The following is a 23562-nucleotide window of genomic DNA, read 5'->3' as shown; positions in this document are numbered from 1 at the left end:
CCTCTATTTACTTGCGACGACGGACGATCATTTTGTCGGTACGCTTATTACCACGAGTCTTCGCGCCCTTAGTCGGGAAGCCCCATGGCGATACCGGATGACGACCACCAGAGGTACGACCTTCACCACCACCATGTGGGTGGTCAACCGGGTTCATGGCAACACCACGAACGGTTGGGCGAACGCCACGCCAGCGCTTGGCACCAGCTTTACCCAGCGAACGCAGGCTGTGCTCGGAGTTCGAGACTTCGCCCAGGGTCGCACGGCACTCAGCCAGCACTTTACGCATTTCACCGGAACGCAGACGCAGGGTCACGTAAACGCCTTCACGAGCGATCAGCTGAGCCGAAGCGCCAGCGGAACGAGCGATTTGCGCGCCTTTACCTGGCTTCAGTTCAATGCCGTGTACGGTGCTACCAACTGGAATGTTGCGCAGTTGCAGAGCGTTGCCCGGCTTGATCGGTGCCAGAGCACCTGCGATCAGCTGGTCGCCAGCGCTCACGCCTTTAGGGGCGATGATGTAGCGACGCTCGCCATCTGCGTACAGCAGCAGAGCGATGTGAGCAGTACGGTTTGGATCGTATTCGATACGCTCGACAGTGGCAGCGATGCCATCTTTGTCGTTGCGACGGAAGTCGACCAGACGATAATGCTGCTTATGACCACCACCGATGTGACGAGTGGTAATACGGCCATTGTTGTTACGACCACCAGACTTCGATTTTTTCTCGAGCAGCGGTGCGTGAGGAGCGCCTTTATGCAGCTCCTGGTTGACCACCTTGACCACAAAACGGCGGCCAGGGGAAGTCGGTTTGCATTTAACGATTGCCATGATGCACCCCTTCCTTACTCAGCACTGCTGCTGAAATCGAGATCTTGGCCTGGCTGAAGGGAGATAACTGCCTTCTTCCAGTCATTACGCTTGCCCAGACCGCGAGCGGTGCGCTTGCTCTTACCCAGAACATTCAGGGTAGTAACACGCTCAACCTTCACGCTGAACAGGCTTTCGACGGCCTTCTTGATTTCCAGCTTGGTTGCGTCAGTAGCAACCTTGAAAACGAACTGGCCTTTCTTGTCTGCCAGAACCGTAGCCTTCTCGGAAACGTGCGGGCCAAGCAGAACTTTAAATACGCGTTCCTGGTTCATCCCAGCAGCTCCTCGAATTTCTTCACGGCCGACACGGTGATCAACACCTTGTCGTATGCGATCAGACTAACTGGATCGGAACCTTGCACGTCACGTACATCTACGTGCGGCAGGTTGCGAGCAGCCAGGTACAGGTTCTGATCAACAGCATCCGACACGATCAGAACATCGGTCAGGCTCATGTTGTTCAGTTTGCCCAGCAGGTCTTTGGTTTTCGGAGTTTCAACTGCGAAATCCTGAACCACGACCAGACGATCAGTACGCACCAGCTCAGCAAGGATGGAACGCATTGCTGCGCGATACATCTTCTTGTTCAGCTTCTGGGAGTGATCCTGTGGACGAGCTGCAAAGGTGGTGCCGCCGCCGCGCCAGATTGGGCTGCGGATAGTACCGGCACGAGCACGGCCAGTACCTTTCTGACGCCATGGGCGCTTGCCGCCACCACGAACGTCGGAACGGGTCTTCTGCTGCTTGCTACCCTGACGGCCGCCAGCCATGTAGGCCACGACTGCTTGGTGAACCAGCGTCTCGTTGAACTCGCCGCCAAATGTCAGTTCGGAAACTTCGATCGCTTGAGCGTCATTTACATTTAATTGCATGTCAGCTTCCCCTTAACCGCGAGCCTTGGCTGCCGGACGTACAACCAGGTTGCCGCCAGTAGCGCCAGGTACAGCGCCCTTGACCAACAACAGATTGCGTTCAGCGTCCACGCGCACTACTTCCAGGGACTGCACGGTCACGCGCTCAGCGCCCATATGACCGGACATTTTTTTGCCCTTGAATACACGACCAGGAGTCTGGCACTGGCCGATAGAGCCTGGGACGCGGTGGGATACGGAGTTACCGTGGGTGTTATCTTGCCCGCGGAAGTTCCAACGCTTGATCGTACCCTGGAAGCCTTTACCTTTGGACTGACCGGTTACATCAACCAGTTGACCAGCAGCGAAGATTTCAGCGTTGATCAGATCGCCGGCCTGGTACTCGCCTTCTTCAAGACGGAATTCCATTACGGTACGACCAGCGGCAACGTTCGCCTTGGCGAAGTGGCCAGCTTGAGCAGCTGTAACACGGGAAGCACGACGCTCGCCGACAGTGACTTGCACTGCACGATAGCCATCGGTTTCTTCAGTTTTGAACTGGGTGACGCGATTCGGCTCGATCTCAATGACCGTGACCGGAATGGAGACACCTTCTTCGGTGAAAATACGGGTCATACCCGCTTTACGACCGACTACACCAATAGTCATGTTGTAAACCTCATGAGTGTACGGGGCTTTCACCCGCTATGGCCGCCCATTTCAGAGCGTTACACGACCAAGACCGAGTCTTAGCCGAGGCTGATCTGCACTTCCACACCGGCCGCAAGATCAAGCTTCATAAGTGCATCAACGGTTTTATCCGTTGGCTGGACGATGTCCAGAACGCGCTTATGAGTGCGGATCTCGTACTGGTCACGCGCGTCTTTGTTGACGTGCGGAGAAACCAGAACGGTGAACCGCTCTTTACGGGTAGGCAGTGGAATTGGACCACGCACTTGAGCACCAGTACGTTTCGCGGTTTCCACGATTTCCTGGGTTGATTGGTCGATCAGGCGATGGTCAAAAGCCTTCAACCTGATACGGATTTGCTGATTTTGCATTGGATTTCAGACTCCGGCTGCTATTCCCACCGGGCGCAATACGCCCGTTAAAAGGAGGCGCAATTCTATAGACGCCCCAGATAGGTGTCAACCCAATAAAAAAGCCCCCGCTAAGCGGGGGCTTTTTCAACTCATCAAAGCTGACTCAATAAAGAGATTACTCGATGATTTTAGCTACGACGCCAGCACCAACGGTACGGCCGCCTTCACGGATTGCGAAACGCAGACCGTCTTCCATCGCGATGGTTTTGATCAGGGTAACAGTCATTTGAATGTTGTCACCTGGCATTACCATTTCAACGCCTTCTGGCAGCTCGCAGTTACCAGTCACGTCAGTAGTACGGAAGTAGAACTGTGGACGGTAGCCTTTGAAGAACGGAGTGTGACGGCCGCCTTCTTCCTTGCTCAGAACGTAAACTTCTGCGGTGAACTTGGTGTGCGGCTTAACCGAACCCGGCTTAACCAGAACCTGACCACGTTCAACGTCGTCACGCTTGGTGCCACGCAGCAGAACGCCGCAGTTCTCGCCAGCACGACCTTCGTCCAGCAGCTTGCGGAACATCTCAACACCAGTGCAGGTGGTGGTGGTGGTGTCACGCAGACCAACGATTTCCAGGGCGTCTTGAACGCGAACGATACCGCGCTCGATACGACCGGTCACAACAGTACCGCGACCCGAGATCGAGAACACGTCTTCGATTGGCATCAGGAAAGGCTTGTCGATAGCACGCTCTGGCTCTGGGATGTAGCTGTCCAGAGTTTCCACCAGCTTCTTAACAGCGGTGGTGCCCATTTCGTTGTCGTCTTTGCCTTCCAGCGCCATACGAGCAGAACCGATGATGATCGGAGTGTCGTCGCCTGGGAAGTCATAGGTGGACAGCAGGTCGCGAACTTCCATCTCAACCAGTTCCAGCAGCTCAGCGTCGTCTACCAGGTCAGCCTTGTTCAGGAAAACCACGATGTACGGAACGCCTACCTGACGGGACAGCAGGATGTGCTCACGGGTTTGCGGCATCGGACCATCAGCGGCCGAGCAAACCAGGATCGCGCCGTCCATCTGCGCAGCACCAGTGATCATGTTCTTCACGTAGTCAGCGTGACCTGGGCAGTCAACGTGAGCGTAGTGACGAATGTTCGAGTTGTACTCAACGTGCGCGGTGTTGATGGTGATACCGCGAGCTTTTTCTTCTGGTGCGCTGTCGATCTTGTCGAATTCAACTACGGCCGAACCGAAAACTTCGGAGCAGACGCGAGTCAGAGCAGCGGTCAGAGTGGTTTTACCGTGGTCAACGTGGCCGATGGTGCCAACGTTTACGTGCGGTAGGGAACGATCAAATTTTTCTTTAGCCACGACAATTAACTCCTAGCCTAAAGGGGCTGAATCAGCCTTGTTTTTTGGTAACGGATTCGACGATGTGCGACGGAGCCGTATCGTATTTTTTGAATTCCATAGAGTAGCTTGCGCGACCCTGGGACATGGAACGAACGTCGGTCGCATAACCGAACATCTCACCCAGTGGAACCTCGGCACGGATAACCTTGCCGGACACTGTGTCTTCCATACCCTGGATCATGCCGCGACGACGGTTAAGGTCGCCCATCACATCACCCATATAGTCTTCAGGCGTAACAACCTCTACCGCCATGATCGGCTCGAGCAACTCACCACCGCCCTTCTGGGCCAGTTGCTTGGTCGCCATGGAAGCAGCCACTTTAAACGCCATCTCGTTGGAGTCGACGTCGTGGTAAGAACCATCGAACACGGTAGCCTTCAGGCCGATCAGCGGATAGCCGGCAACAACGCCGTTCTTCATCTGCTCTTCGATACCCTTCTGGATAGCCGGGATGTATTCCTTAGGAACCACACCACCCACTACTTCGTTCAGGAATTGCAGACCTTCCTGACCTTCGTCAGCAGGAGCAAAGCGAATCCAGCAGTGACCGAACTGGCCACGACCGCCGGACTGACGAACGAACTTGCCTTCGATTTCGCAGTTCTTCGTGATGCGCTCACGGTACGAAACCTGTGGCTTGCCGATGTTGGCTTCGACGTTGAACTCACGGCGCATCCGGTCAACCAGGATGTCCAGGTGCAGCTCGCCCATGCCGGAGATGATCGTTTGACCAGTCTCTTCATCAGTTTTAACGCGGAAAGACGGGTCTTCCTGAGCAAGCTTGCCCAGAGCGATACCCATTTTTTCCTGGTCATCCTTGGTCTTAGGCTCTACGGCAACCGAAATAACCGGCTCCGGGAAGTCCATGCGAACCAGGATGATTGGCTTGTCAGCGTTGCAGAGGGTTTCACCAGTGGTGACGTCCTTCATGCCGATCAGGGCCGCGATGTCGCCAGCGCGTACTTCCTTGATCTCTTCACGGGCGTTTGCGTGCATTTGCACCATACGACCCACGCGCTCTTTCTTGCCTTTGACCGAGTTGATCACGCCGTCGCCGGAGTTCAACACGCCCGAGTAAACGCGGACGAAGGTCAAGGTACCCACGAATGGGTCGGTAGCGATCTTGAACGCCAAGGCCGCGAACGGCTCGTCGTCGCTTGCATGACGCTCCATCTCTTCTTCCTCGTTATCAGGGTTGGAACCCTTGATAGCAGGAATGTCGGTCGGAGCAGGCAGGAAGTCGATAACGGCGTCGAGAACCAGGGGAACACCCTTGTTCTTGAACGAAGAACCGCAAACAGCCAGAACGATTTCACCGGCGATAGTACGCGCACGCAAAGCGGCCTTGATCTCTTCGATCGACAGCTCTTCACCTTCCAGGTACTTGTTCATCAGCTCTTCGCTGGCTTCGGCGGCGGCTTCAACCATGTTGTTGCGCCATTCTTCAGCCAGTTCAAGCATGTCCGCAGGGATTTCCTTGCGAACCGGAACCATACCCTTGTCAGAGTCGTTCCAGTAGACAGCTTGCATGTTGATCAGGTCGATCTGGCCCTGGAAGTTATCTTCCGAACCGATAGCCAGCTGGATCGGCACCGGAGTGTGACCCAGACGCTGTTTGATCTGACCGATCACGCGCAGGAAGTTGGCACCAGCACGGTCCATCTTGTTTACGTAAACAAGACGTGGAACGCCGTATTTGTTGGCCTGACGCCATACGGTTTCCGACTGAGGCTCAACACCCGAAGTACCGCAGAACACAACGACAGCGCCGTCGAGTACACGCAGGGAACGCTCTACTTCAATAGTGAAGTCTACGTGGCCCGGGGTATCGATTACGTTGAAGCGATGCTCGTGTGGGTACTGCTTCTCGGAACCTTTCCAGAAGGCGGTAATGGCAGCAGAAGTAATGGTAATACCACGCTCCTGCTCCTGAACCATCCAGTCTGTGGTCGCGGCGCCATCATGCACCTCGCCCATTTTGTGACTTTTGCCAGTGTAAAAAAGGACGCGCTCGGTGGTGGTGGTTTTACCAGCATCCACGTGAGCGACGATACCGATGTTACGGTAGCGACTAATCGGAGTAGTACGAGCCATAAAGCCCTCGCAAAATTAGTGAAGCTAAAATTAGAAGCGGTAGTGCGAGAAAGCTTTGTTAGCTTCGGCCATACGGTGCACGTCTTCACGCTTCTTAACAGCAGCACCTTTACCTTCAGCAGCATCCAGCAGCTCGCCAGCCAAGCGCAGAGCCATAGACTTCTCGCCACGCTTGCGGGCGAAGTCTACCAACCAGCGCATTGCCAGAGCGTTACGACGGGACGGACGAACCTCGACCGGAACCTGGTAAGTAGCACCACCAACGCGGCGCGACTTCACTTCGACCAGCGGAGCGATGGCGTCGAGTGCTTTTTCGAAGAGTTCCAGGGGATCGGTGCCGGTCTTGCGAGCCGCAACGGTTTCCAGGGCACCATAAACGATACGCTCGGCAACGGCTTTCTTGCCGCTTTCCATAACGTGGTTCATGAATTTGGCGAGGATTTGGCTTCCGTATTTCGGATCGTCCAGAATCTCACGCTTTGCTGCTACGCGACGTCTTGGCATTGATAAGCCCTCAAACGGTCTTCAGGTTAGCTCGGGACAGATCCAGTGGATGCGCGCCCGACCTTACTCTTATCGACTCAATAAAATGAAAAACTGCAAAACGGCCGATTACTTCGGACGCTTGGTACCGTACTTCGAACGACCCTGGTTACGGCCTTTAACGCCGGAAGTATCCAAGGAGCCGCGAACGGTGTGGTAACGAACACCTGGCAAGTCTTTTACACGACCGCCGCGGATCAGTACCACGCTGTGCTCCTGCAGGTTGTGGCCTTCACCACCGATGTACGAGGAAACCTCGAAACCGTTGGTCAGACGCACACGGCATACTTTACGCAGTGCCGAGTTAGGTTTTTTCGGCGTAGTGGTGTACACACGGGTGCACACGCCACGACGTTGCGGGCAGTTCTGCAGCGCAGGCACGTCGGATTTCTCGACGATACGCTTACGCGGCTGACGTACCAGCTGGTTGATAGTTGCCATCTACTAGCTCCACTGTTGTCTTGCGACGCTATTGTCTTGCAAGAAAAGCAAAATGGCAGGAACGAATTCCCGCCAAATTTAGGGGATCAAGAGTCTAAAGAGGATCTTGTCCCCAGTCAAGGCAAGGCCCCGACCTCCCCGCTCGTCGAACCTCGACAAATTGTCTTGATTCGATGAACGGCTTGATCAGGGCCTCAGCTCATTTTTTCGCAGAACTCAGTTACCGCTCGAGTTCAGCGCTTCGGTCAGTGCAGCTTCCACTTCACTGGCGCTTACGCGCAACGGCTTGTCTGCATCACGACGACGCTTGCGCTCGCTGTGATAAGCCAGACCGGTACCGGCCGGGATCAGACGACCCACAACCACGTTTTCTTTCAGGCCGCGCAGGTAATCGCGCTTGCCGGTTACCGCTGCTTCGGTCAGTACGCGAGTGGTCTCCTGGAAGGAGGCCGCCGAGATGAACGATTCAGTCGACAACGACGCCTTGGTGATACCCAGCAGCACGCGAGTGAACTTGGACACGAATTTGTCTTCGGTCGCCAAGCGCTCGTTTTCCACCAGTACGTGAGTCAGTTCCATCTGGTCGCCCTTGATGAAGCTGGAGTCGCCGGACTCGGAGATCTCAACTTTACGCAGCATCTGACGCAGGATGGTCTCGATGTGCTTGTCGTTGATCTTCACGCCTTGCAGGCGGTAAACGTCCTGGATCTCGTTGACGATGTACTTGGCCAACGCGCTTACACCCAGCAGACGCAGGATGTCGTGCGGATCGCTCGGACCGTCGGAGATAACTTCGCCGCGGTTTACCTGTTCGCCTTCGAACACGTTCAGGTGACGCCACTTCGGAATCAGCTCTTCGTACGGATCGCTACCGTCGTTCGGGGTAATGACCAGACGGCGCTTGCCCTTGGTCTCTTTACCGAACGCGATGGTGCCGCTGACTTCAGCCAGAATCGACGCCTCTTTCGGACGACGGGCTTCGAACAGGTCGGCAACACGCGGCAGACCACCGGTGATGTCACGGGTTTTCGAAGTTTCTTGCGGGATACGAGCGATAACGTCACCGATCGCAATCTTCGCACCGTCCGCAACACCGACCAGGGCGTTGGCTGGCAGGAAGTACTGAGCGATAACGTCAGTGCCTGGCAGCAACAGATCCTTGCCGTTGTCATCAACCATCTTCACCGCAGGACGAATGTCCTTGCCGGCAGCCGGACGGTCTTTGGCATCGAGTACTTCAATGTTGGTCATACCGGTCAATTCGTCAGTCTGACGCTTGATCGTGATGCCTTCTTCCATGCCCACGTAGGTCACGGTACCTTTCATTTCGGTAACGATCGGGTGAGTGTGCGGATCCCACTTGGCCACGATTGCGCCAGCGTCGACCTTGTCACCTTCTTTAACCGAAATCACGGCACCGTACGGCAGCTTGTAACGCTCGCGCTCACGACCGAAGTCGTCAGCGATTGCCAGCTCACCGGAACGAGACACGGCAACCAGGTTGCCATCCACACGCTCAACGTGTTTCAGGTTGTGCAGACGGACGGTACCGCCATTCTTCACCTGAACGCTGTCGGCTGCGGAAGTACGGCTTGCCGCACCACCGATGTGGAACGTACGCATCGTCAGCTGGGTACCCGGCTCACCGATGGACTGGGCAGCGATAACGCCGACCGCTTCACCGATGTTCACCTGGTGACCACGAGCCAGGTCACGGCCGTAGCACTTGGCGCAAATGCCATAGCGGGTTTCGCAGCTGATCGGCGAACGCACGATTACTTCGTCGATGCTGTTCAGCTCGATGAACTCAACCCACTTCTCGTCTACCAGAGTGCCTGCAGGAACGATAACGTCCTCGGTACCCGGCTTGAATACGTCACGGGCGATGACACGACCCAATACGCGCTCACCCAACGGTTCTACAACGTCACCGCCTTCAATGTGCGGAGTCATCAGCAGACCGTGTTCGGTGCCGCAATCGATCTCGGTCACGACCAGATCCTGCGCCACGTCTACCAGACGACGAGTCAGGTAACCGGAGTTCGCAGTTTTCAACGCGGTATCCGCCAGACCTTTACGAGCACCGTGAGTCGAGATGAAGTACTGGAGTACGCTCAGACCTTCACGGAAGTTCGCAGTAATCGGCGTTTCAATGATGGAACCGTCCGGCTTGGCCATCAGACCACGCATACCGGCCAGCTGACGAATCTGTGCTGCGGAACCCCGCGCACCCGAGTCGGCCATCATGTACATCGAGTTGAACGATTCTTGCTCGACTTCGTCGCCGTGACGGTCGATGACTTTCTCTTTCGAGAGGTTGGCCATCATCGCCTTGGAGACTTCGTCGTTCGCTTTCGACCAAAGGTCGATCACTTTGTTGTACTTCTCGCCCTGGGTTACCAGGCCGGAGGCGTACTGGCTCTCGATTTCTTTCACTTCGTCGGTGGCAGCACCGATGATGCGGGCTTTTTCGTCCGGGATAACGAAGTCGTTAACACCGATGGAAACGCCGGAAATGGTCGAGTAGGCAAAACCGGTGTACATCAACTGGTCAGCGAAGATCACAGTCTCTTTCAGACCAACCACGCGGTAGCACTGGTTGATCAGCTTGGAGATCGCCTTTTTCTTCATCGGCAGGTTGACGACGTCGAACGACAGACCTTTTGGCACAACCTGGAACAGCAGCGCACGGCCGACAGTGGTGTCGACGATACGGGTGTTGTTCACGCTGTTGCCGTCACGATCGTTCACGGTTTCGTTGATACGAACCTTGATCTTGGCGTGCAGTGCGGCTTCGCCGGCACGGAACACACGGTCAACTTCCTGCAGATCCGCGAACACACGACCTTCGCCCTTGGCGTTGATCGCTTCACGAGTCATGTAGTAGAGACCCAATACAACGTCCTGCGACGGAACGATGATTGGCTCACCGTTGGCTGGCGACAGAATGTTGTTAGTCGACATCATCAACGCACGCGCTTCGAGCTGGGCTTCCAGCGTCAGCGGTACGTGCACGGCCATTTGGTCGCCGTCGAAGTCGGCGTTGTACGCGGCGCAGACCAGAGGGTGCAGCTGGATAGCCTTACCTTCGATCAGTACCGGTTCAAACGCCTGGATACCCAGACGGTGAAGGGTCGGTGCACGGTTGAGAAGAACCGGGTGTTCGCGAATCACTTCCGCGAGAACGTCCCAAACCTCTGGCAGTTCGCGCTCGACCATTTTCTTGGCCGCTTTGATGGTGGTCGCCAGACCACGCATTTCCAGCTTGCCGAAAATGAACGGCTTGAACAGCTCGAGAGCCATCTTCTTCGGCAGACCGCACTGGTGCAGACGCAGGGTCGGACCAACGGTAATTACCGAACGACCGGAGTAGTCAACACGCTTACCGAGCAAGTTCTGACGGAAACGACCTTGCTTACCCTTGATCATGTCAGCCAGGGATTTCAGAGGACGCTTGTTCGAACCTGTGATAGCGCGGCCACGACGACCGTTGTCGAGCAGTGCATCGACAGCTTCCTGCAACATACGCTTTTCGTTGCGCACGATGATGTCCGGAGCGGACAGATCCAGCAGGCGCTTCAAACGGTTGTTACGGTTGATCACTCGACGATACAGATCGTTGAGGTCGGAAGTCGCGAAACGACCGCCATCCAGTGGAACCAGTGGACGCAGATCTGGCGGCAGAACCGGCAGAACGGTCAGCACCATCCACTCTGGCAGGTTGCCGGAGCCCTGGAAGGCTTCCATCAACTTCAGACGCTTGGACAGCTTCTTGATCTTGGTTTCGGAGTTGGTTTGCGGAATTTCTTCACGCAGCCGGCCGATCTCGTGTTCCAGGTCGATAGCGTGCAGCAGTTCGCGGACAGCTTCGGCACCCATGCGGGCGTCGAAATCGTCACCGAACTCTTCCAGCGCTTCGAAGTACTGCTCGTCGTTCAGCAGCTGACCTTTTTCAAGAGTGGTCATGCCCGGATCGATAACGACATAGCTCTCGAAGTAGAGAACGCGTTCGATATCACGCAGGGTCATGTCCATCAGCAGGCCGATACGGGACGGCAGCGATTTCAGGAACCAGATGTGGGCAACCGGCGAAGCCAGTTCGATGTGCGCCATGCGCTCACGACGAACCTTGGCCAGTGCAACTTCAACGCCGCACTTCTCGCAGATCACACCACGGTGCTTCAAGCGCTTGTACTTACCGCACAGGCACTCGTAATCCTTTACCGGGCCAAAGATCTTGGCGCAGAACAGACCGTCACGCTCAGGTTTGAACGTACGGTAGTTGATGGTTTCCGGCTTTTTAACTTCACCGAACGACCACGAGCGGATCATCTCAGGCGAGGCCAATCCGATACGGATGGCGTCGAACTCTTCGACTTGACCCTGGTTTTTCAGCAAATTCAGTAGGTCTTTCAAGGCCTTTCCTCCTGGCGGAGCAGAGAGCGGGCAATCCTGCCCCGCTCTCGATCGCGTCACGTGTTATTCGGTTTCCAGATCGATATCGATGCCGAGGGAACGAATTTCCTTGATCAACACGTTGAAGGACTCGGGCATGCCCGGCTCCATACGGTGATCGCCGTCCACGATGTTTTTGTACATCTTGGTCCGGCCGTTCACATCGTCCGACTTCACTGTGAGCATTTCTTGCAGAGTGTAAGCAGCACCGTATGCTTCCAGTGCCCAGACCTCCATCTCCCCGAAACGCTGACCACCGAACTGCGCCTTACCACCCAGCGGCTGCTGGGTAACCAGGCTGTACGAACCGGTAGAACGCGCGTGCATCTTGTCGTCTACCAAGTGGTTCAGCTTCAGCATGTACATGTAGCCAACGGTAACTGGACGCTCGAACTTGTTGCCGGTACGGCCGTCGGTCAGCTGCATCTGGCCGCTTTCTGGCAGGTCTGCCAGTTTCAGCATGGCCTTGATTTCGCTTTCCTTGGCACCGTCGAACACTGGAGTGGCCATTGGAACACCGCCACGCAGGTTCTTAGCCAGATCCAGGATTTCCTGATCGGAGAAGCTGTCCAGATCTTCGTTACGACCGCCGATCTGGTTGTAGATCTCGTCCAGGAAGGTGCGCAGTTCAGCGACTTTACGCTGCTCTTCGACCATCCGGTTGATCTTCTCGCCCAGACCTTTGGCCGCGAGGCCGAGGTGGGTTTCAAGGATCTGACCAACGTTCATACGCGAAGGTACGCCCAGTGGGTTGAGGACGACGTCGACCGGTGTGCCATTGGCATCGTGCGGCATGTCTTCAACCGGCATGATCACGGAGACCACACCTTTGTTACCGTGACGACCGGCCATCTTGTCGCCCGGCTGGATGCGACGACGGATTGCCAGGTAAACCTTGACGATTTTCAGCACACCTGGAGCCAGGTCATCGCCCTGCTGCAGTTTGCGCTTCTTGTCTTCGAACTTGTCGTCCAGCAGACGGCGACGATCAACGATGTAGGCTTGGGCCTTCTCGAGCTGCTCGTTCAGAGCATCTTCAGCCATGCGCAGTTTGAACCACTGACCATGCTCAAGACCGTCGAGTACTTCGTCGGTGATGTCCTGACCTTTCTTCAGGCCCGCGCCACCTTCAGCCTTGTGGCCTACCAGAGCGGAACGCAGACGCTCGAAGGTCGCGCCTTCAACGATGCGGAACTCTTCGTTCAGATCCTTGCGGATCTCGTCCAGCTGGGACTTCTCGATCGACAGGGCACGAGCATCACGCTCAACGCCGTCACGAGTGAAGACCTGTACGTCGATGACAGTACCTTTGGTGCCGGTTGGCACACGCAGGGAAGTGTCTTTAACGTCGCTGGCTTTCTCACCGAAGATTGCGCGCAGCAGTTTTTCTTCCGGAGTGAGTTGGGTCTCGCCTTTCGGAGTGACCTTACCTACCAGGATGTCGCCTGCGCCGACTTCAGCACCTACGTAAACGATACCGGCTTCGTCCAGCTTGTTCAGCGCAGCTTCACCCACGTTAGGGATGTCCGCAGTGATTTCCTCTGGGCCAAGCTTGGTGTCACGAGCCACACAGGTCAGTTCCTGAATGTGGATCGTGGTGAAACGGTCTTCCTGAACCACACGCTCGGACAGACAGATGGAGTCTTCGAAGTTGAAGCCGTTCCATGCCATGAACGCGATGCGCATGTTCTGACCCAGAGCCAGTTCACCCATGTCGGTGGACGGACCGTCGGCCATGATGTCGCCACGCTGAACACGATCACCCTTGCTCACCAGCGGACGCTGGTTGATGCAGGTGTTCTGGTTCGAGCGGGTGTATTTGGTCAGATTGTAGATGTCGACACCAGCTTCGCCGGTTTCAACTTCGTCATCGGCAACGCGAACCACGATACGGCTGGCATCAACGGAGTCGATCACGCCGCCACGACGAGCCACGACGCAAACGCCGGAGTCGCGAGCCACGTTACGCTCCATGCCGGTACCGACCAGCGGCTTGTCAGCGCGCAGGGTTGGTACAGCTTGACGCTGCATGTTGGAACCCATCAACGCACGGTTGGCGTCGTCGTGCTCGAGGAACGGAATCAGCGACGCTGCAACCGAAACTACCTGCTTCGGCGAAACGTCCATCAAGGTGACGTCTTCCGGCGCCTTGACGGTGAATTCGTTCAGGTGACGTACGGCCACCAGTTCGTCGATCAGGACTTTCTGCTCGTTCATGGTCGCCGAAGCCTGCGCGATCACGTGATCGGCTTCTTCAATGGCGGACAGGAACACGATGTCGTCGGTGACCACACCCTCTTTCACCACACGGTACGGGCTCTCGAGGAAGCCGTACTGGTTGGTGCGAGCGTAAGCAGCCAGGGAGTTGATCAGACCGATGTTCGGACCTTCCGGCGTTTCAATCGGGCAGACACGACCGTAATGAGTCGGGTGTACGTCACGGACTTCGAAGCCCGCGCGCTCACGAGTCAGACCGCCAGGGCCGAGTGCAGAGACACGACGCTTGTGGGTGATCTCGGACAGCGGGTTGTTCTGGTCCATGAACTGCGACAGCTGGCTGGAACCGAAGAACTCTTTCACCGCCGCAGCCACTGGCTTGGCGTTGATCAGGTCTTGCGGCATCAGGCCTTCGCTTTCGGCCATCGACAGACGCTCTTTGACCGCACGCTCAACACGTACCAGGCCAACGCGGAACTGATTCTCGGCCATTTCGCCTACGCAGCGAACACGACGGTTACCCAGGTGGTCGATGTCGTCGACAATGCCTTTACCGTTACGGATGTCGACCAGAGTCTTCAGTACCGCGACGATGTCTTCCTTGCACAGCACGCCCGAACCTTCGATCTCGGTACGACCGATACGACGGTTGAACTTCATCCGGCCGACCGCAGACAGGTCATAGCGCTCAGGGCTGAAGAACAGGTTGTTGAACAGGGTCTCGGCAGCGTCTTTGGTTGGCGGCTCGCCTGGACGCATCATGCGATAGATCTCGACCAGCGCTTCCAATTGGTTGCTGGTGGAGTCGATCTTCAGCGTGTCGGAGACGAACGGACCGCAGTCGATGTCGTTGGTGTACAGAGTCTCGATGCGTACGACGCCGGCCTTGGCGATTTTCGCCAGGATTTCGGTCGACAGCTCGGTGTTGCACTCTGCCAGGATCTCACCGGTAGCCGGATGCACAATCGCCTTGGCGGTGGTACGACCCAGAACGTAATCCAGAGGCACGTCCAGCTCTTTGATCCCGGCTTTTTCCAGCTGGTTGATGTGGCGGGCAGTAATACGACGGCCCTGCTCAACGATCACCTTGCCTTTGTCGTCCTGGATATCGAGAACCGCAACTTCACCACGCAGGCGCTGAGGCACCAGCTCCAGGCTCAGGCCTTCGCCCTTCACGTGGAATACGTTGGTGGTGTAGAACGCGTCCAGCACTTCCTCGGTGGTATAACCGAGCGCGCGCAGCAGTACCGAGGCCGGCAGTTTGCGACGACGGTCGATACGCACGAATACGCAGTCTTTCGGGTCGAACTCGAAGTCCAGCCACGAACCGCGGTAAGGAATGATGCGCGCGGAGTACAGCAGTTTACCGGAGCTGTGCGTCTTGCCACGGTCGTGGTCGAAGAACACGCCCGGGGAACGGTGCAGCTGGGAAACGATAACACGCTCGGTACCGTTGATTACGAAGGTACCGTTTTCAGTCATCAATGGGATTTCACCCATGTAGACTTCTTGCTCTTTGATGTCCTTGATCGCTTTGTTCGACGATTCTTTGTCGAAAATGATCAGGCGCACTTTTACCCGCAAAGGTACGGCGAAAGTTACACCGCGCAATACGCATTCTTTGACATCAAATGCCGGTTCGCCCAGGCGATAACCGACGTACTCCAGCGCAGCATTGCCGGAGTAGCTGATGATCGGGAAAACGGATTTGAAGGCCGCATGCAGGCCCACGTCGCGGAACTGATCTTTAGTCGCTCCCGCTTGCAAGAATTCACGATACGAATCCAGCTGGATGGCCAGGAGGTAAGGCACATCCATGACGTCCGGCAACTTGCTAAAGTCCTTGCGGATACGTTTTTTCTCAGTATATGAGTAAGCCATCAGCGTTCCCCAGCTTGGTCACCTGCTTGTTTGGCCTCTCCCGACGGGAGCAGCCAGAAAATCGTGCAAACCCCATGGTTTGCGCCACCGCATCGGGTGGTTACAGCTCGTTATCGACACCGACCCAGTCGGCTGCCAATAACGGAAAAAGGCCGGTGGCAAGAGCCACCAGCCATCAGCCTGTCGCTTGACGCTCGGGCTGGAGGAGCAAAGTCGATACTTATTTCAGCTCGACTTTAGCGCCTGCTTCTTCCAGCTTCTTCTTGGCGTCTTCAGCAGCTTCTTTCGAAACGCCTTCAGCTACAACCTGAGGAGCGCCGTCTACTTTCTCTTTGGCTTCTTTCAGGCCCAGACCGGTCAGTTCACGAACTGCCTTGATCACGTTAACCTTCTTCTCGCCAGCTTCCAGCAGAACAACGTTGAACTCGGTTTGCTCTTCAACAACAGCGGCAGCAGCAGCTGGACCAGCCGAAGCAGCAGCAGCGGTCACGCCGAAGGTTTCTTCCATCGCTTTGATCAGCTCAACGATTTCCACTACGGATTTCTGGCCGATTGCTTCGATGATTTGTTCGTTAGTCAGAGACATGACTCAATTCCTGAATTGGGGGACGGCCTACGCGACCATCGAAATAAACAAAAAACGCGAGAAGCTGACGAGCCTTAGGCTGCAGCAGCTTCTTTCTGGTCGCGAATTGCCGCCAGAGTACGAGCCAATTTGCTGGTAGCGCCTTGAATCACGCTCATCAGCTGGGAAATTGCTTCGTCACGGGTCGGCAGAGTTGCCAGAACGTCGATCTGATTAGCTGCGAGGAACTTGCCCTCGAACGCAGCTGCCTTGATCTCGAACTTGTCCTGACCCTTCGAAAACTCTTTGAAAATACGAGCAGCAGCGCCCGGATGTTCGTTCGAGAATGCGATCAGGGTCGGGCCGGTGAACACGTCGTTGAGGACACTGTATTGAGTGTCAGCAACAGCGCGCTTGAGCAGGGTGTTACGTACAACACGTACGTAAACGCCAGCTTCACGAGCCTCTTTACGGAGTCCGGTCATTGCGCCTACTGTTACGCCACGGGCATCAACCACGACAGCGGACAGAGCGACTTTGGCAGCCTCGTTGACTTCAGCGACGATGGCCTTCTTGTCTTCGAGATTAATTGCCACGGGTTTAACTCCTGCTTGTTACCGTTTCATTCGATCGAAACCGAATGTCGTTTTGGTGTCTGATTCGGTAAGGAACCGGGAGCACCATCTGCGTAGGCTTGAGGTTTAAGACTTGCGTCGCCTACGGTCTTGGATAGCCCCCGCCAGGCAGGGACCCCAATCTTTCAATTGGCGCAGTCAACTGCGCCAATTTTTGTCTTACGCGTCCAGCGAGCTCTGGTCGATAACCAGACCTGGGCCCATAGTGGTGCTCAGGGTAACGCGCTTGACGTAGATACCTTTCGAAGAAGCTGGCTTGATACGCTTCAGATCAGCGATCAGGGCTTCAACGTTTTCCTTCAGCTTGACGGCATCGAAGCCGATCTTGCCAACGGAAGTGTGGATGATGCCGTTTTTGTCGGTGCGATAACGAACCTGACCAGCCTTGGCATTTTTAACCGCGGTAGCGACGTCTGGGGTAACAGTGCCGACTTTCGGGTTAGGCATCAGACCACGTGGACCGAGGATCTGACCCAGTTGACCTACAACGCGCATGGCATCCGGGGATGCGATCACTACGTCATAGTTCAGGTCGCCGCCTTTCATTTCGGCAGCCAGGTCGTCCATACCTACACGGTCAGCGCCGGCAGCCAGAGCGGCCTCAGCAGCTGGACCCTGGGTGAACACAGCAACGCGAACAGTCTTGCCAGTGCCGTGTGGCAGCACAGTAGCGCTACGAACAACCTGGTCGGATTTACGCGGGTCTACGCCCAGGTTTACAGCTACGTCGAACGACTCGCTGAACTTGACAGTCGACAGCTCGGCCAGCAGTGCAGCGGCGTCTACAATGTTGTAGGCCTTGCCTGCTTCGATTTTGCCGGCGATAGCCTTTTGACGCTTGGTCAGCTTAGCCATTACACACCCTCCACGTTAAGGCCCATGCTACGAGCAGAACCGGCGATAGTACGCACGGCTGCATCCATATCAGCTGCAGTCAGATCCGCGTTTTTGGTTTTCGCGATTTCTTCCAGCTGAGCACGGGTAACAGTGCCAACCTTAACGGTGTTCGGACGAGCGGAACCGCTGGTCAGACCGGCCGCCTTCTTCAGCAGAACCGAAGCAGGGGTGGATTTGGTTTCGAAAGTGAAGCTACGGTCGCTGTAGACAGTGATGATCACTGGAGTCGGCAGACCAGCTTCCAGACCCTGGGTACGGGCGTTGAAAGCTTTGCAGAATTCCATGATGTTCACGCCGTGCTGACCCAGAGCAGGACCAACAGGTGGGCTTGGGTTAGCCTGAGCGGCCTTCACTTGCAGCTTGATGTAAGCGGTAATCTTCTTGGCCATGAGGCACTCCAATTACGGGTTCGAACGCCTCGAAAGGCTCCCCGGTTACTTGCGCGTTTATCCCAGTGACGACAAAACCCCACAGCCTAGGGCTGCGGGGTTGGGATGCTTGCTCAGCTAGACCTTTTCGACCTGACTGAACTCCAACTCTACCGGAGTAGAGCGTCCGAAAATGAGCACTGCCACTTGGATCCGGCTCTTTTCGTAGTTAACTTCTTCAACAACGCCGTTAAAGTCAGCGAACGGCCCGTCATTGACTCGAACGGTTTCGCCTGGCTCGAACAACGTCTTCGGCTTCGGCTTGTCGCTACCGTCGGCAACGCGACGCAAAATCGCCTCAGCTTCTTTATCGGTGATTGGTGCCGGCTTATCAGCAGTACCGCCGATAAAACCCATCACCCGAGGAGTATCCTTGACCAAGTGCCAAGTACCCTCATTCATATCCATCTGAACCAGCACATAACCTGGGAAGAATTTGCGCTCGCTTTTGCGTTTCTGGCCATTACGCATTTCAACCACTTCTTCAGTGGGAACCAGAATTTCGCCGAAGCCATCTTCCATGCCAGCCAGCTTTACACGCTCGATCAACGAACGCATGACATGCTTCTCGTAACCCGAGTAAGCATGCACAACGTACCAACGCTTAGCCACGGGACACCCTTAGCCGACAATCAAGGAAACAAGCCAACCGAGCAGGGAATCAAGCCCCCACAACAGCAACGCCATAACCAGGACAACAGCCACAACAATCAGTGTGGTCTGCGTGGTTTCTTGGCGAGTTGGCCATACGACTTTACGAATCTCGGTGCGAGCTTCCTTAACCAGTACAAAGAAAGACTTGCCCTTGGCAGTCTGCAGGCCTACAAAGGCAGCTACAGCAGCAATGACAAGCAATGCGAGTACACGGTACAGGATCGGCGAAGCAGCGTAATACTGATTACCGACAACGCCAACAATTACCAAAGCGACCACTACAAGCCACTTGAGCAAATCGAAGCGAGAGCCTTGAGCTTCAGCTTTAGGAGTCATCTATGAAGATCCTGTGAAAAGAAAGCCAGACACACCGAGTGGATCTGGCAGGTCAGGAGGGAATCGAACCCCCAACCTACGGTTTTGGAGACCGTCGCTCTGCCAATTGAGCTACTGACCTAAAACAAAATCAGGCCGACCATTATGCCGGCCTGAAAAAGACATTACAACTGTTTACTCGATGATCTTGGCCACTACGCCAGCACCAACGGTACGACCGCCTTCACGGATTGCGAAACGCAGACCGTCTTCCATCGCGATGGTTTTGATCAGGGTAACAGTCATTTGAATGTTGTCACCTGGCATTACCATTTCAACGCCTTCTGGCAGCTCGCAGTTACCAGTCACGTCAGTAGTACGGAAGTAGAACTGTGGACGGTAGCCTTTGAAGAACGGAGTGTGACGGCCGCCTTCTTCCTTGCTCAGAACGTAAACTTCTGCGGTGAACTTGGTGTGCGGCTTAACCGAACCCGGCTTAACCAGAACCTGACCACGTTCAACGTCGTCACGCTTGGTGCCACGCAGCAGAACGCCGCAGTTCTCGCCAGCACGACCTTCGTCCAGCAGCTTGCGGAACATCTCAACACCGGTGCAGGTGGTGGTGGTGGTATCACGCAGACCAACGATTTCCAGAGCATCTTGAACGCGAACGATACCGCGCTCGATACGACCGGTCACAACAGTACCGCGACCCGAGATCGAGAACACGTCTTCGATTGGCATCAGGAACGGCTTGTCGATAGCACGCTCTGGCTCTGGGATGTAGCTGTCCAGAGTTTCCACCAGCTTCTTAACAGCGGTGGTGCCCATTTCGTTGTCGTCTTTGCCTTCCAGCGCCATACGAGCCGAACCGATGATGATCGGAGTGTCGTCGCCTGGGAAGTCATAGGTGGACAGCAGGTCGCGAACTTCCATCTCAACCAGTTCCAGCAGCTCAGCGTCGTCTACCAGGTCAGCCTTGTTCAGGAAAACCACGATGTACGGAACGCCTACCTGACGGGACAGCAGGATGTGCTCACGGGTTTGCGGCATCGGACCATCAGCGGCCGAGCAAACCAGGATCGCGCCGTCCATCTGCGCAGCACCAGTGATCATGTTCTTCACGTAGTCAGCGTGACCTGGGCAGTCAACGTGAGCGTAGTGACGAATGTTCGAGTTGTACTCAACGTGCGCGGTGTTAATGGTGATACCGCGAGCTTTTTCTTCTGGTGCGCTGTCGATCTTGTCGAATTCAACTACGGCCGAACCGAAAACTTCGGAGCAGACGCGAGTCAGAGCAGCGGTCAACGTGGTTTTACCGTGGTCTACGTGACCGATGGTGCCAACGTTGACGTGCGGCAGGGAACGATCAAATTTTTCCTTAGCCATCGATATCACCCCTAACAGAAGAAATTGAGCAAACAACACAAGCCATTAAAACAAAGGCAGATATTTTCATATCTGCCTTGTTATATGGAGCTCTTGAGCGGATTTGAACCGCTGACCTCACCCTTACCAAGGGTGTGCTCTACCAACTGAGCTACAAGAGCGTAACACTTTGCACAACCTGCAAACTTGGAGCGGGTAGCGGGAATCGAACCCGCATCATCAGCTTGGAAGGCTGAGGTTCTACCACTAAACTATACCCGCGGAGCCTGCAGCTCACGCTAAAATCTGGTGGAGGGAGAAGGATTCGAACCTTCGAAGTCGTAGACGTCAGATTTACAGTCTGATCCCTTTGGCCGCTCGGGAACCCCTCCTAATCAGGCCGGCATTCTATACTATGCCAACCCCCTGTCAAGCATTTTCTCATTTAAAAACCTGAGGTTAGCTGCGTTGACATCACTCCATCATACCAACCTTTTCAGGTCTTCGCTGTGGAGCGGGCGCCATTCTATGCAAACTATTCAGTAGGTGCAACCCCCTCGCACAGCATTATTTTATGTTTTAACTCATTGAATTCCTTGGAAAGGTTTTGCAGCTGAGCATCACCCAACAAACGCTGGGTTTCGGGCGTAACCTTGAACCAATATGAGCCGCCGGAAGACTCTTTTGACGAAGGAAGAACTTTTGCACCAAGCTCCGTCAAACGCTGCTCCAACGCCTGAGCGGACTCGGGGCGCGCCAAACCACCCACATAAAGGCACTGCCCATCAGGCTTTCCTCCAGTCCTTTTTTCACGGGAAGCATCACCACCAGCCTCACTCAGCAAGCGAATATCCTGTTGCGACCCACGATAAAGACTGAGAGGCGTGACATCCTTTGCGCGTAGCGGGGCCTCCTGCTGATGCCAGACGTAATAAAACACATTGAGTACCAGAAGCAGAAGGAACAACCAACGCATACAAACCTCAGGACAAAGGACACGCCATAGCCAAACCCACGAACACCAGATCGGAAACAATCCGAGCCTCAGGCGCAACATCCGAAACCAACTCGGCATCACCACCCGTAATGAAGACCCTGTAGTCGTCACCCCAGTAGGAACGCGCCACCTCCAGCTGCGTCAATACGAATCCTCTTAGCATCAACAAACAGCCACGCTCGACAGCCTCGGCCGTGTTGCGCCCAGGAGCCTGACTCGCCAATGCCCGCTCCGCCGCCAGATCCCCATAGCGAATTTTCCGAGTATGCGTACGCAACTGATTACGCATCAGCGGCATGCCAGGACAAATGAAGCCTCCCAGATGTTCACCGTCCGCGGAGACAAAGTCCGCGGTCACCGCCGTCCCGAAATCAAGAACCAGACAAGCACCTTTAGCCAGGTGAAAACCACCAAGCATCGCCAGCCAGCGATCGAGACCGAGGCGCTCATAGTCGTCGTAACCGTTCGTTACGCCAGACATCTCGCGAGCGGGCGACGCACAGACAACGGAAATGCCGAACTCGCGCCTGAGCAAGCCAATAAGCAAATTGGTCTCATCTTCAGTTCTTACGCTGACAAGGCGACATTTACCGAGAGATATCTTCTCAAGCGACCGAAGACTGTCGACCAAGGCGCCATCAGAGTCGACCACACCTTCTGCGACCAAGGCGCCCAACTCTGCACTCAGCACCCGCCATTTGATAAAACTGTTTCCACAATCGAGCTCAAGAATCATGACGCAACCTCAAGCTGAGCTCACCACCACTAAAGACCTTTTCCACACCATCTACCTTTAGCCGCAGCGCGCCTTGATTATCGATTCCCAGCACGACACCCTCTACCTGATTGACACCGGCAGTGAGAGAAACCGGCTGCCCCTGCCACAAATGGCTCGCCTCCCACTCCGCCTGAAGCGCAGAGAAGCCGCCTGACTGGTGACGTCGCAGATAGAGTTGCAGCTGCTTACTCAGCTCAACCGCCAGAATATTGCGATCACAAGATTTACCCGACTCTAGACGCAGTGAAGTCCATTGCTGATCGACTTCGTCTGTAGCCTGCATGTTCACATTAATGCCCACGCCCAACACTACATGACAAACGTCCGCTGGATCTCCGACGAGCTCCAGCAGGATGCCTGCAATTTTTTTTCGCCCGACCAAAACATCATTGGGCCATTTCAGTCCCGCACCTGGCACCCCAAACGCGCGCAGGGTCTGCATGACCGCGAGACCGACAACGAGACTTAACCCCTCGAGCTGACGCATCCCTCCATCGATACGCAACACGAGGCTGTAATAAAGGTTTTCAGCAAACGGGCTTACCCATTTACGCCCCCTGCGCCCGCGCCCGGAACTCTGACGCTCAGCCAGTATTAGAAAAGGCGCAACCCGCCCTCGATCTACCGCTCGCAACGATTCAGCATTAGTTGAGTCGATGGAATCGAAGACACTGACAGACCAGCCGGCAAGACCTTCCTCTATTGCGAGCGAGTCAAGCAACGCCAGCGGCGAAGCCAATTGATAGCCCCGCCCTCGAACTTTATGTATGGATAACCCAAGCTCCGTCTCCAGATGCTGAAGCTGCTTCCACACCGCACTTCGACTAATTCCCAGAGCAACGCCCAGGGCCTGACCGGAATGGAATCGACCATCCTTCAGAAGGTTCAACAACGTCAGCATGCAGGTCTCGCCTCAGAATGAGGCCCGAATAATAGCCATGCACCGGGCCGCTGCATAGAATTCAAACAACCCATTTTCCTGCGGACAAAACAAAACCCCAACTGCTTTCGCAATTGGGGTTTCGGAATTTAATCTTGACGATGACCTACTCTCACATGGGGAAACCCCACACTACCATCGGCGATGCATCGTTTCACTTCTGAGTTCGGGATGG

The 23562-nt window shown here is 55.4% G+C and carries 21 protein-coding genes and 4 tRNA genes; all 25 read right to left on the bottom strand.

Annotation, left to right across the window (positions count from 1 at the left end; genetic code table 11):
• Window positions 1-7: 7 nt before the first annotated feature.
• Complete coding sequence (gene rplB, locus CAG25_RS25705) at window positions 8-832, bottom strand: 50S ribosomal protein L2 (protein ID WP_003186055.1); 825 nt, start codon at window positions 830-832, stop codon at window positions 8-10.
• Window positions 833-846: 14 nt separating this feature from the next.
• Entirely contained in the window at window positions 847-1146 is a 300-nt protein-coding gene (gene rplW, locus CAG25_RS25700; RefSeq protein WP_002555488.1) for a 50S ribosomal protein L23, read from the bottom strand.
• Window positions 1143-1745 carry a 50S ribosomal protein L4 gene (gene rplD, locus CAG25_RS25695; RefSeq protein ID WP_003228735.1) on the bottom strand — a complete coding sequence of 201 codons (603 nt, stop codon included), beginning with the start codon at window positions 1743-1745 and terminating at the stop codon, window positions 1143-1145. Before rplD ends, rplW begins: the two co-directional genes overlap by 4 nt.
• Window positions 1746-1757: 12 nt before the next feature.
• Entirely contained in the window at window positions 1758-2393 is a 636-nt protein-coding gene (gene rplC / locus CAG25_RS25690) for a 50S ribosomal protein L3 (protein ID WP_007955641.1), read from the bottom strand.
• An 80-nt stretch (window positions 2394-2473) separates the two neighbouring features.
• Window positions 2474-2785, bottom strand: a complete 312-nt coding sequence (gene rpsJ / locus CAG25_RS25685) for a 30S ribosomal protein S10 (protein ID WP_003186070.1) — start codon at window positions 2783-2785, stop codon at window positions 2474-2476.
• 157 nt (window positions 2786-2942) lie between these two features.
• The gene (tuf, locus tag CAG25_RS25680) at window positions 2943-4136 is read right to left on the bottom strand and encodes an elongation factor Tu (protein ID WP_010220303.1); all 1194 of its coding nucleotides are present in this window, start codon (window positions 4134-4136) and stop codon (window positions 2943-2945) included.
• Window positions 4137-4167: 31 nt separating this feature from the next.
• Entirely contained in the window at window positions 4168-6273 is a 2106-nt protein-coding gene (gene fusA / locus CAG25_RS25675) for an elongation factor G (protein ID WP_064599781.1), read from the bottom strand.
• A gap of 30 nt (window positions 6274-6303) precedes the next feature.
• The gene (rpsG, locus tag CAG25_RS25670) at window positions 6304-6777 is read right to left on the bottom strand and encodes a 30S ribosomal protein S7 (protein ID WP_007957592.1); all 474 of its coding nucleotides are present in this window, start codon (window positions 6775-6777) and stop codon (window positions 6304-6306) included.
• Window positions 6778-6885: 108 nt separating this feature from the next.
• A complete protein-coding gene (gene rpsL, locus CAG25_RS25665; protein WP_003186084.1) occupies window positions 6886-7257 on the bottom strand; it encodes a 30S ribosomal protein S12 in 372 nt (123 codons plus the stop codon).
• 216 nt (window positions 7258-7473) lie between these two features.
• Window positions 7474-11673, bottom strand: coding sequence for a DNA-directed RNA polymerase subunit beta' (gene rpoC / locus CAG25_RS25660; protein ID WP_064599784.1), 4200 nt, complete (start codon window positions 11671-11673; stop codon window positions 7474-7476).
• A 63-nt stretch (window positions 11674-11736) separates the two neighbouring features.
• Entirely contained in the window at window positions 11737-15810 is a 4074-nt protein-coding gene (gene rpoB, locus CAG25_RS25655; RefSeq protein WP_039772428.1) for a DNA-directed RNA polymerase subunit beta, read from the bottom strand.
• Between the two features lie 220 nt (window positions 15811-16030).
• On the bottom strand, window positions 16031-16396 hold the full coding sequence (gene rplL / locus CAG25_RS25650) for a 50S ribosomal protein L7/L12 (RefSeq protein WP_003228750.1): 366 nt from the start codon (window positions 16394-16396) through the stop codon (window positions 16031-16033).
• A 74-nt stretch (window positions 16397-16470) separates the two neighbouring features.
• Window positions 16471-16971: a 50S ribosomal protein L10 gene (gene rplJ / locus CAG25_RS25645; protein ID WP_085613345.1), complete on the bottom strand. Its 501-nt coding sequence runs from the start codon at window positions 16969-16971 to the stop codon at window positions 16471-16473.
• Between the two features lie 198 nt (window positions 16972-17169).
• Window positions 17170-17865, bottom strand: coding sequence for a 50S ribosomal protein L1 (gene rplA, locus CAG25_RS25640; protein WP_003228754.1), 696 nt, complete (start codon window positions 17863-17865; stop codon window positions 17170-17172).
• A complete protein-coding gene (gene rplK / locus CAG25_RS25635) occupies window positions 17865-18296 on the bottom strand; it encodes a 50S ribosomal protein L11 (RefSeq protein ID WP_003228756.1) in 432 nt (143 codons plus the stop codon). The genes rplA and rplK overlap by 1 nt, the downstream gene beginning before the upstream one ends.
• Before the next feature lie 117 nt (window positions 18297-18413).
• A complete protein-coding gene (gene nusG / locus CAG25_RS25630; protein WP_007957598.1) occupies window positions 18414-18947 on the bottom strand; it encodes a transcription termination/antitermination protein NusG in 534 nt (177 codons plus the stop codon).
• 9 nt (window positions 18948-18956) lie between these two features.
• A complete protein-coding gene (gene secE, locus CAG25_RS25625) occupies window positions 18957-19325 on the bottom strand; it encodes a preprotein translocase subunit SecE (RefSeq protein ID WP_007957600.1) in 369 nt (122 codons plus the stop codon).
• Window positions 19326-19370: 45 nt separating this feature from the next.
• Window positions 19371-19446 (bottom strand) — tRNA-Trp (locus CAG25_RS25620).
• A gap of 53 nt (window positions 19447-19499) precedes the next feature.
• Window positions 19500-20693, bottom strand: a complete 1194-nt coding sequence (gene tuf, locus CAG25_RS25615) for an elongation factor Tu (RefSeq protein WP_010220303.1) — start codon at window positions 20691-20693, stop codon at window positions 19500-19502.
• A gap of 85 nt (window positions 20694-20778) precedes the next feature.
• Window positions 20779-20854: transfer RNA gene (locus tag CAG25_RS25610), tRNA-Thr, on the bottom strand.
• Between the two features lie 26 nt (window positions 20855-20880).
• Window positions 20881-20954 (bottom strand) — tRNA-Gly (locus tag CAG25_RS25605).
• Between the two features lie 25 nt (window positions 20955-20979).
• Window positions 20980-21064 (bottom strand) — tRNA-Tyr (locus tag CAG25_RS25600).
• A gap of 143 nt (window positions 21065-21207) precedes the next feature.
• On the bottom strand, window positions 21208-21648 hold the full coding sequence (locus tag CAG25_RS25595; protein ID WP_085613344.1) for a hypothetical protein: 441 nt from the start codon (window positions 21646-21648) through the stop codon (window positions 21208-21210).
• A 7-nt stretch (window positions 21649-21655) separates the two neighbouring features.
• Window positions 21656-22405, bottom strand: coding sequence for a pantothenate kinase (locus tag CAG25_RS25590; RefSeq protein WP_085613343.1), 750 nt, complete (start codon window positions 22403-22405; stop codon window positions 21656-21658).
• Window positions 22395-23348, bottom strand: coding sequence for a bifunctional biotin--[acetyl-CoA-carboxylase] ligase/biotin operon repressor BirA (gene birA, locus CAG25_RS25585; protein WP_085613342.1), 954 nt, complete (start codon window positions 23346-23348; stop codon window positions 22395-22397). The genes CAG25_RS25590 and birA overlap by 11 nt, the downstream gene beginning before the upstream one ends.
• Window positions 23349-23562: the final 214 nt, after the last annotated feature.

Source organism: Pseudomonas sp. B16(2017), from assembly GCF_002113205.1.
Classification (GTDB): domain Bacteria; phylum Pseudomonadota; class Gammaproteobacteria; order Pseudomonadales; family Pseudomonadaceae; genus Aquipseudomonas; species Aquipseudomonas pharyngis.
The sequence above is the reverse complement of the archived record's forward strand: the minus strand, read 5'-3'. Positions and strand labels throughout refer to the sequence as shown.